Annotated in this window: 8 protein-coding genes, 1 tRNA gene and 2 pseudogenes; 9 read left to right on the top strand and 2 right to left on the bottom strand. The window is 56.9% G+C overall.

What is annotated here, in order from left to right:
- Positions 1 to 142: 142 nt before the first annotated feature.
- Together rnpA and rpmH are read right to left on the bottom strand one after the other, a co-directional pair.
- Positions 143 to 553: a ribonuclease P protein component gene (gene rnpA / locus BLS30_RS16900; RefSeq protein WP_090230613.1), complete on the bottom strand. Its 411-nt coding sequence runs from the start codon at positions 551 to 553 to the stop codon at positions 143 to 145.
- Between the two features lie 57 nt (positions 554 to 610).
- Positions 611 to 745 (bottom strand): 50S ribosomal protein L34, encoded by a 135-nt coding sequence (gene rpmH, locus BLS30_RS16905; protein ID WP_076605281.1) that lies wholly within the window; start codon positions 743 to 745, stop codon positions 611 to 613.
- A gap of 401 nt (positions 746 to 1146) precedes the next feature.
- On the opposite strand from rpmH, the gene BLS30_RS16910 reads away from it, so the two are divergent.
- The 9 genes and pseudogenes from BLS30_RS16910 to BLS30_RS18360 form a co-directional block, all read left to right on the top strand.
- Positions 1147 to 2130, top strand: coding sequence for a DUF547 domain-containing protein (locus tag BLS30_RS16910; RefSeq protein ID WP_090230561.1), 984 nt, complete (start codon positions 1147 to 1149; stop codon positions 2128 to 2130).
- A complete protein-coding gene (locus BLS30_RS16915; RefSeq protein WP_046476979.1) occupies positions 2127 to 2933 on the top strand; it encodes a TVP38/TMEM64 family protein in 807 nt (268 codons plus the stop codon). Before BLS30_RS16910 ends, BLS30_RS16915 begins: the two co-directional genes overlap by 4 nt.
- Entirely contained in the window at positions 2920 to 4458 is a 1539-nt protein-coding gene (locus BLS30_RS16920) for a dihydrolipoyl dehydrogenase family protein (RefSeq protein ID WP_090230564.1), read from the top strand. The genes BLS30_RS16915 and BLS30_RS16920 overlap by 14 nt, the downstream gene beginning before the upstream one ends.
- Positions 4459 to 4466: 8 nt before the next feature.
- Entirely contained in the window at positions 4467 to 6032 is a 1566-nt protein-coding gene (locus BLS30_RS16925) for a sensor histidine kinase (protein ID WP_244512508.1), read from the top strand.
- 206 nt (positions 6033 to 6238) lie between these two features.
- Positions 6239 to 6315 (top strand) — tRNA-Arg (locus BLS30_RS16930).
- 374 nt (positions 6316 to 6689) lie between these two features.
- Positions 6690 to 6827 (top strand): annotated as a pseudogene (locus tag BLS30_RS18555) (competence protein CoiA family protein); the annotation flags it as partial.
- A 39-nt stretch (positions 6828 to 6866) separates the two neighbouring features.
- The gene (locus BLS30_RS16935) at positions 6867 to 7478 is read left to right on the top strand and encodes a competence protein CoiA family protein (protein WP_483099033.1); all 612 of its coding nucleotides are present in this window, start codon (positions 6867 to 6869) and stop codon (positions 7476 to 7478) included.
- A gap of 125 nt (positions 7479 to 7603) precedes the next feature.
- Positions 7604 to 8065 (top strand): annotated as a pseudogene (locus BLS30_RS16940) (type IIL restriction-modification enzyme MmeI); the annotation flags it as partial.
- Between the two features lie 125 nt (positions 8066 to 8190).
- On the top strand, positions 8191 to 9273 hold a 1083-nt coding region (locus BLS30_RS18360), incomplete at its 3' end, for a mechanosensitive ion channel domain-containing protein (protein WP_244512510.1).

Consider the following 9273-nt stretch of genomic DNA (forward strand, 5'->3'; position numbering starts at 1 on the left):
TCGACTCGCGGGGTCACTCTGGCCGGGCCGCGATCGTTCGGCAAATTACGAACGAAGTCTAGGCCGACCGTGCATATTGGCTGACGGTATCCGCCATCACCGACTTCAGCGCAACCGTGACATATCGGTCATCGCGTGGAATTTAACTCACAGGGCCTCTTGGACGCTTTGAACTCCCACGCCCATCCACCGAACTCATCACGCGGTTAACCCGGATGAAAGCCTGCTCCAGATCACCACAAAGACTTGCGAAAGACCTCGTCTCCGCACTCGACCGCGCTACAAGCACATAATCACAATTGGAACGCGCGCAACGTGGTGCCAGTGCGTCTACCGCGGCCTTTAAGCGTCGGCGTATCCGATTGCGAACAACAGCCGAGCCCAATTTCTTTGTCGCTGTGAACCCGAAACGGGCAACGTCGGATTCTGCACCGAAAACGGTCCGGGCTCGCCCGGGTGTACGCGGCTTAGCCTCTAGCACAAACGCCGGAGTCGCCCAGCGCGCTCCGCCGCGTATACGTAAGAATTCCGAGCGCTTCTTGAGCGTCTCCACAGCTTCCAAACTTTAGATCGACGGAGCCGCACACGCTCGGTGTCGCATACGGACAGATTATGCGGAAAGACGCTTGCGGCCCTTCGCGCGCCGACGGGCGAGAACCCGCAGGCCACCCTTAGTAAGCATCCGCTTGCGGAAACCGTGGCGGCGCTTGCGAACCAGCCGGCTCGGTTGATATGTGCGTTTCACGTTCTCGTCTCCACCACGTCAAGCCGGTTGCGCGCGCAAAAGGGCGCAAGCCAGCCGAAAAATCTGATTGATAGCGCTTCAGCCGCAGCCAAAGCTGAGCGTCTCCACAAACGCCCACGAAGGGCTGAAGGCGGGAATTGGCCGCTTATAGGGGTGGCCCCGGCTAAAGTCAATCGTCACGACGACGGCAAATGCAGGTACGCGCCGCGCCAAACACTCGATAGCATGCGGCCCAACAGCGACCATCCAGCGACGTCGCATTCGGCCATCACGTACAATCACGAAGTAATATCAAATATCACGACTGATTGAGATACCATTTTCTTTTCAACTGAACTTAGTCATCTAGAATTCAAAACGGATCAAACTAAGAAGACTCCGCGAGAAGCTCGAAAAGCACCATGTATCGAAGAGTTATTTACCAAAGCTCACATCTGGCGGTGCACTCCTTCACCGAACAATCCGGCACGAAACGTGGCCAGCGACGCGCGATTTTGCGTGCGTCGCTTTTCATCATCCCGGCAATAGTTGGCCTGGCCCTGAAAACAACTGACACCGCCGCAGCGCAATCGATTACGCAAAGCTTCGCGGTTCATGACCGGAATGCAAAAGCCCGGGTCGACCACACAGCCTGGTCGATACTGCTTAAAGAATTTCTCGTCGAAGGCTCCGACGGGATCAATCGCATTGCCTACGGGCCATTCAAGGAAACCAAACACTCCAGCCTCAAAAGCTACGTTAAAAGCCTGGAACGGATTGATCCCCGGACGTTGAGCCGACCAGAACAGTTTGCCTATTGGGTCAACCTGTACAATGCCAAGACTGTCGATGTCGTCCTGGACAAGTATCCCGTGGCGTCAATTCGCGACATCTCTATATCGCCGGATCTTCTGGATTTGCTGAAGCAGAGTGTTGGCGCTGGTGGACCTTGGAAAGCAGAAATCCTAACAATCGCCGGAGTTGCATTGTCACTCGACAACATAGAGCACGATATCCTGCGCCCGATCTTTAAGGACCCACGCATCCACTACGTAGTCAATTGCGCGTCATACGGATGCCCCAACCTGCCAAGCGAGGCACTCACCTCTGCCAACCTCGAAGCTCAATTGGACGCAGGCGCCAAGGCCTACATCAATCATCCACGCGGTTTCCAAATCACGTCCGGCCAAGTGACGGCGTCATCCATCTATCAATGGTTCCAAGCTGATTTCGGCGGAAGCGCTGAGGCGGTTCTGCTGCATGCTTCCAAATATGCGGAGCCAAGCCTTAAAAACAGGCTCCGAGGCATTACGACAATCGACAGTTATCGATACGATTGGTCACTCAATGACGCGGCACCGGCCAGCGGTAACGGGGCTAGCTCTCAAGGGGTGACCGCGCGATGAAATGCTCAGATGGCCAATGTGCTGACTTTCCTACACCACCCAAAGGCAAATGGCGCAAATGGCTACCGCTCATCGCGATCGTCGCTCTCATGGCGTTCGTCTTTGCCATGGGCTGGCACGAGCATCTTTCCTTTAAGACGATTGGGCTGAATTACGAGCGTCTTATGGACTTTATCGAGGCCAACTTCGCCACCGCGCTCTCGATCTATGTTCTCGCTTACATCGTTGTCGTCGCGCTCTCGTTGCCGGGCGGACTGATCATGACCCTTGCCGGTGGGCTTTTATTCGGCTGGGTAATCGCGGCACCAGCAACGATATTCGGCGCAACCGTTGGAGCGACTATCATTTTCCTCGCCGCGAGATCCTCTCTGGGTGAGGCACTCGCCGCCAAGGCGGGACCGTGGGTCTGCAAATTGAAGAACGGCTTCCAGGAAAATGCCCTGTGCTATCTCTTGTTCTTGCGGCTCCTGCCGGTGTTCCCCTTCGTCGTTGTCAATGTGGTGCCCGCGCTGCTAGGCGTGCCTCTCGGCACATATATCCTCGGGACACTTCTCGGCATTATCCCCGGCACCTACGCATTCTGCGTCGCCGGTGCCGGACTGGGGAGCGTCATCGACGCGCAAAATAGGATTTACAGAGATTGTCTCGCAAATAACCCGGAAAATGCCTCAGCCTGCCCGTATACGGTTGATACGTCCGCTCTAGTGACCAAGGAACTCCTGTTAGCGTTTGCACTCCTTGGTATCGTGGCGTTAATTCCGGTGATCATCAAAAAATGGAGCAAGCGCAATGCCGCCGTCTGATCCTTCCACCGCCGCTTATTCCAACCAGCTCGGCGTTGGCTCGGACAATCATGCGGGCGCGGGCAACGGTGGTAGCGCAGATGTCACGACGAAAGGTGCCCCGACTGATCTTCTTCAATGTGACATTTGCATCATTGGCGCGGGCTCCGGTGGCCTATCGGTTGCAGCCGCCGCTGCGGCCTTCGGCCAGAACGTCGTTCTGATAGAAAAGCACAAGATGGGAGGCGACTGCCTCAACTACGGGTGTGTGCCGTCTAAAGCATTAATCGCGGCTAGCCGTCGTGCGCACATGATCCGCACCTCGGCACAGTTCGGGGTCATGGCAAGAGACCTGCAAATCGATCCCGAAGCGGTCAGCGAGCACATCAAAGGTGTTATTGCCGCAATCGAGCCCAACGACTCGATCGAGCGCTTCACCGGTCTGGGCGTTCGCGTGATCACCGCCGCTGGTCATTTCACCGATAAGTCGACAGTTTCAGCCGGCGGCTACCGTATTAAAGCGCGCCGTTTCGTCGTCGCCACCGGATCGTCCCCGCTCGTCCCGAACATACCGGGCCTTAGCGAAGTCCCCTATTTCACGAACGAAACGATCTTCGACAACGGCACACACATCGACCACCTCTTGATTATCGGAGGTGGCCCGATCGGGCTGGAACTCGCACAAGCCTATCGAAGGCTTGGCAGCAAAGTCACGGTGCTCGAAGCCGCAAGAGCGATGGCCAAAGATGATCCGGAGATGAGCAAGATCGTTCTCGATCATCTCCGCGAAGAAGGCATCGATATCCGAGAGAAAACGAGCGTCGAGGAAGTCGACACCAGGTTCCGCAACGTCACCCTTACCTTGAAAAAGGGAGACAGCACCGAGGTTATCGAGGGCAGCCACCTGTTGATCGCAACCGGCCGCAGGCCCAACGTCACAGACGTCGGCCTCGAGACCGCGGGTATCAAGTACTCAGACAAAGGGATCAAGGTGAACCGCGGGCTGGTCACTTCAAACCGTCGCGTTTACGCCATCGGCGACGTCATAGGAGGTGCTCAGTTTACGCACATGGCGAATTATCATGCAGGCATTGTCATCCGGAAGGCCCTCTTCCGTCTGCCTGCAAAAACTGATGCCAGCCTCATTCCCTGGGTAACCTTTACAGATCCTGAATTGGCCCAGGTCGGCCTTCAGGAAGAAGACGCCGCCAAAAAACACGGCAAAGTAAACGTGCTGCGTTGGCCCTATCATGAGAACGACCGCGCCCAGGCGGAACGCGCAACAGTCGGTCACGTTAAGGTTGTCACAGACAAATCCGGTCGCATACTCGGCGCCAGCATCGTGGGCGAGCAGGCTGGCGAACTAATCCAAATGTGGGCCTTGGCGATTTCCCAGAAGATGAATATCAAGGCAATGACAGGTTGGATCTCCCCCTATCCGACCTTAAGCGAGATTAACAAGCGCGCTGCCTACAAGTTCTACTCCAAGGCGCCATCAAGTCCGCTCATTCGGAAGGCAATCGGATTCCTCGCTAAATTCGGCTAAAAGGGGGCGTGAAGAAAGCCTCTGAGGACCGAACCGTATTGCAGCGTCACGCCAGCCATAGCGATGATGAGAACGTGGGAGAGGAGCTCTCTCCCGCGCGTATTGCGATTCAAAACGGACTGACAGCCCCGAAACAGGCTTGGCTGAAGCTAGGCCTGCCGATGAAGCTTCTGGTTTTAACCGTGATCTTCGTCATGCTGGCTGAAGTCCTCATCTTCGTCCCGTCAGTCGCCAATTTCCGCGTGAACTGGATCAACGACCGATTGATGGCCGCGCATTTAGCAGCCCTGGCTGCCGATGCAGTCCCGGGTGGCAATATTCCCCCACCGTTGCGCGAGGAATTGTTGACGACAGCCGAGGTGCAAGCGGTCGCATGGCGGCGCGATGGCCGCCGCCGTCTCGTTTTGCCGCCGAGAGCACCCCTAGCTGTTGACGCCCACTTCGACCTGCGCAGCCGACCCGAGTTAGGCACATCACATGAGATCTTGGTCCGGCTCGGTTTGATTGGCGACGCGCTGAGAGTTTTTGTGGGCTCCGGCCAGCGCACACTCCGCGTCATCGGCCCTCTGGGCAATAACGCCGACGACTTCATCGAAGTCGTCATGCCCGAAAAGCCTTTACGGGCCGCAATGTATCGCTTCGGCCTCAACATCCTGGGGCTGTCAATCATAATCTCCTTCGTGACCGCAGCCATGGTCTACATTGCGCTCTCACGCCTGCTCGTTCAGCCAATGATGCGCATCTCGCGCAACCTCGTGCGATTCAGCGAGAATCCAGAAGACCAGAGCCGCATTATCGTCGCGTCCGAACGCAACGACGAAATCGGCACCGTCGAGCGCGAACTCGCGGACATGCAGCAACAGCTTACGCAATTGCTCCGTCAGAAAAATCGCCTAGCGCAATTGGGACTGGCCGTGAGCAAGATCAATCACGACCTGCGCAACATGCTGGCCAATGCACAACTGATCTCCGACCGCCTCAGCGCCCTACCCGACCCGACGGTGCAACGGTTCGCCCCGAAGCTGATTGCCTCGCTCGATCGGGCCATCAATTTCTGTAACGACACGCTGAGGTTTGGCCGTGCACAGGAAGCCGTTCCACGCCGCGAATTGCTGCTGGTGAAGTCAATTCTCTCCGAGGTCGGCGACAGCCTCCTCCTGCCGCGCGAGAACTGCATCGCCTGGGAGATGAGCATTACGCCGGCGACCTTGCGGATCGACGCCGACCGCGAACATCTCTACCGGGTGCTGAGCAACGTCTGCCGGAACGCCGTACAAGCTCTGGAATCCACTGAAGGAGATCGCTCCGGCGGACGCATCTCCGTGAAGGCTTGGCGCGACGGGCGCAAAGTTGTCCTGGACGTGGAAGACAATGGCCCCGGCATCCCCCCCCGCGTCCGGGAGACACTGTTCCAGGCCTTCCGGTCCTCGCAGCGCGTCGGCGGCAGCGGATTGGGCCTGTCCATCGCAACGGAACTGCTCGCCAGCCACGGCGGAACAATACGGCTGTTGGAAACCGAATCTGGCACGACATTTCGCATCGAGATCCCCGATCGAAGCCCACACGAACTTTGAGCCTGGAACGACGTTAAATAAAGCGCCTGCGGCATATTTTCCGGCGACCCGCCACGCCCTTTGCGGACCGGCGTTTTCGCCAAATCCCATTCCTGTAGGATTATTGGCCGAAGCGCTTGCACTCCCGATCGCAAACCATTAGAAGATGCGCTTCTGCGGCGGTTCAATCCGTCCGCCAGCCATCCGTCGCAACGCGATAGGCTTTAGCACCGGTAGCTCAGCTGGATAGAGCACCAGACTACGAATCTGGGGGTCGGGAGTTCGAATCTTCCCCGGTGCGCCATTAATCATAATTTTATTCAATAAAATCAACGGCTGGGCAAATTTGATCCCACAGTTACTCCCACATCGCGACTTGGAATGCGGCGGAATTGGGCGGCACTAAACGGCACATCTACGCGCTCAATATATAGCGAAGCGAACTTGAAGGTCTCGAGCTCTCGCTGTAGCATTCGAGTCGTTTGAGAGTAAAAAGGCGGACTCCAGAACACCGCCCTCAATAACCAGCGCCAGAGCTAACTGGGCAACGCTGAAGAAAATTAAGAACCGCCGCCGGACACGATCTGGTCGAGCTGGCCCAATCAAAACTCCCATCTACGACAACGCTATTGCGCGTGACGCGTCGTTGTGCGCGCGCGCCAGAACGTGGAGACAAGCATGCGATATGCTTTGGTTGACGGCCAACGTGAAGAAGCGCGACCCGGCCTAGTGGGTATCTGTCCCCGATGCGAAGAACCAGTGATCGCCAAGTGCGGACCGTTGCGAGTTTGGCACTGGTCGCATCGTGGCAAACGCACATGTGATGTTTGGTGGGAACCGGAAACCGAATGGCATTTGGGTTGGAAAAATCGCTTCCCGCAAGATTGGCAAGAGATAGTTCACCATTCAAACGATGGCGAAAAGCACATCGCCGACGTGAAGACACCACTTGGGCTTGTCATAGAATTTCAACATTCCTTTTTGGATATCCAAGAGCGTAACTTGCGTGAAGCGTTCTACCGCAACATTGTTTGGGTGGTGGATGGCAAGAGGCGCAAGCGCGACAGGAAGCGCTTCTTCGACGCCCTGAAGTCGTCGCGGCAAATAGGCAACGCGGTTTTTCTCGTTTCCTTTGTCGAGGAAGGCTTGCCAAGGGAGTGGCTGAGTTGCGCTGTTCCGGTTTACTTCGACTTTGGCGATGACAATGAGCCGGGTGACCCATTTCCAATTGTGTCGCCGGTAGTGTGGTGCCTTCTGCCGCGACGGGCCATGGCGCGCGCTGTCATCGTCGCCATCAACAAAACGCACTTCGTCTCCGCTTCTCAGAGGGGTGACCCAGTCTTTGATGGCAACAAACTAATATCCGCCATCGAAGCAGACATTCGGCGTCGACAGAGCGCTGAGTATGCAGCTTTTGCGCTACAGCAAAGACTCAAGAAGCGACCTCGGCGTTATCCTCGTTTCTGACCAACAGCAGCAGATGGCGGGCCTTTTGCCCGCTCCGCCCCGCCACTACTGTTACCGTCCCGCTCCTTCGCGTGCTATAGGCGAACGTCGAGAATTATGTTGCGGGGCTGGGGCGCGACCGATCTATGAACGCTGTCGAAATCGAGGAGGCCATCTCCAAACTGGCGGAGGAGGAGTTCGATCCGGAGAACTTCCCGTTCCAGTTCTTGGAAGCTTTCGGCAACAAGGAAACGACGATCAAGCGACTGCGCAAGGGCGAGACGAACAAGTCGGACTTTGCCGGTCCTTGGCGCGGTGTCCTTCAGACCAACAACATCCATATCGCCGTCGCCGCTGCCGGCGAGGTGACGAAGACCCTTTCCGACCTGAAAGCCAGTCCGGCCACTGCTAGAGCCAAGGCGAAGTTCGTTCTGGCGACTGATGGGGATACCTTCGAGGCCGAGGATCTGGCGAGCGGCGAGACGGTCGCCTGCGCTTATGCTGACTTCCCTGATCACTTCGGCTTCTTTCTGCCGCTTGCCGGCATCACGACCGTCAAGCAGGTCCGCGACAGCTCTTTCGATATCCGGGCGACCAGCCACTGGAACTCTGGCTGGCCCAGCGCCTACAGCCAAGCGTAGCCATTTCCTTCAAGTCGGTAGCCTATCACGACACCAAGCTCGTTCTGCTCGAGATACCGGCGGCGGCAACCGGTCCCGTCGAATTCGATCGAATGGCTTATATTCGTATCGGCAGCGCTACGCCCCGGCTTTCCGACCATCAAGAGCGCCTCAAGGCACTGTGGGCAAAATTGCAGCCTTATGCTTGGGAAACCGGGATTGCGGCTCAGTTCCTCTCAAGTGACGAAGTTCTGGCGCGGCTGGACTATGCAAGCTATTTCGATCTCACAAACCAACCCCTTCCGGACAACCGTAACGGTATCTTCGACAAGCTTGCAGCCGACCGGCTTGTGCTGCCAGATGTCGGCGGGAAATGGAACATTACCAATCTTGGTGCGATCCTTTTCGCGAAGCGTCTGAACGACTTTTCTCCTTCGATCGCACGAAAGGGCGTCCGCTTTGTTTCCTATGATGGACTGAACCGGGCTGGTACCGTTACACACCGGCAAGATGGCAAGAGGGGCTATGCCAGCGGCTTCAAGGGCCTGATAGACTATATCGACGGCCTGTTGCCGCATAATGAGCATATCGGCAAAGCCTTCCGCGAGGAGAGGCCGCTCTATCCGTCGATTGCCATTCGCGAGTTGATCGCAAATGCCCTCATCCACCAGGATATGACGATCACCGGAACCAGTCCTTTGATCGAGATGTTTAAAGATCGACTGGAAATTACCAACCCTGGCCAACCACTTGTAAGGCCCGAACGGTTCCTGGATTCACCCCCGCGTTCCCGCAACGAGGCGCTCGCATCTCCGCGCCTGCTCAAGGATTTGGTCGCGGCAATGTTGTTCCTGGTCGCTTTCGCCGCAGTGGTTTCGCTCTTTATGGGGAAGGGCGCGTTAGGGGCGCTTGCGGGATCAGGCTTGGTGCTCGCTATGCTGGGTTTCGCCATTCGCAACGTCGTCGCCGACACATTGTCCGGGGTCGCTCTCGGCATCGAAGGGCCATTCCGCATCGGCGACTGGGTCGATATCGACGGTCTGGCACGCGGCGCTGTGATCGAGATCGGCTGGCGCACCACACGTCTTCTAACCCGTGACCGTACCTATGTGATCCTCCCCAACAGTCAGATTGCGCGCCAGCGCATTACCAACTATTCCGCGCCCAAACCAGAATATCGTACCCAGGTCAGTATC

This window comes from Filomicrobium insigne (genome assembly GCF_900104305.1).
GTDB lineage: Bacteria > Pseudomonadota > Alphaproteobacteria > Rhizobiales > Hyphomicrobiaceae > Filomicrobium > Filomicrobium insigne.

Bases quoted from the DNA above. Each gene is read 5' to 3' on its own strand.
- BLS30_RS16910 (WP_090230561.1), top strand. From the start codon at position 1,147: ATGTATCGAAGAGTTATTTACCAAAGCTCACATCTGGCGGTGCACTCC.
- BLS30_RS16915 (WP_046476979.1), top strand. From the start codon at position 2,127: ATGAAATGCTCAGATGGCCAATGTGCTGACTTTCCTACACCACCCAAA.
- BLS30_RS16920 (WP_090230564.1), top strand. From the start codon at position 2,920: ATGCCGCCGTCTGATCCTTCCACCGCCGCTTATTCCAACCAGCTCGGC.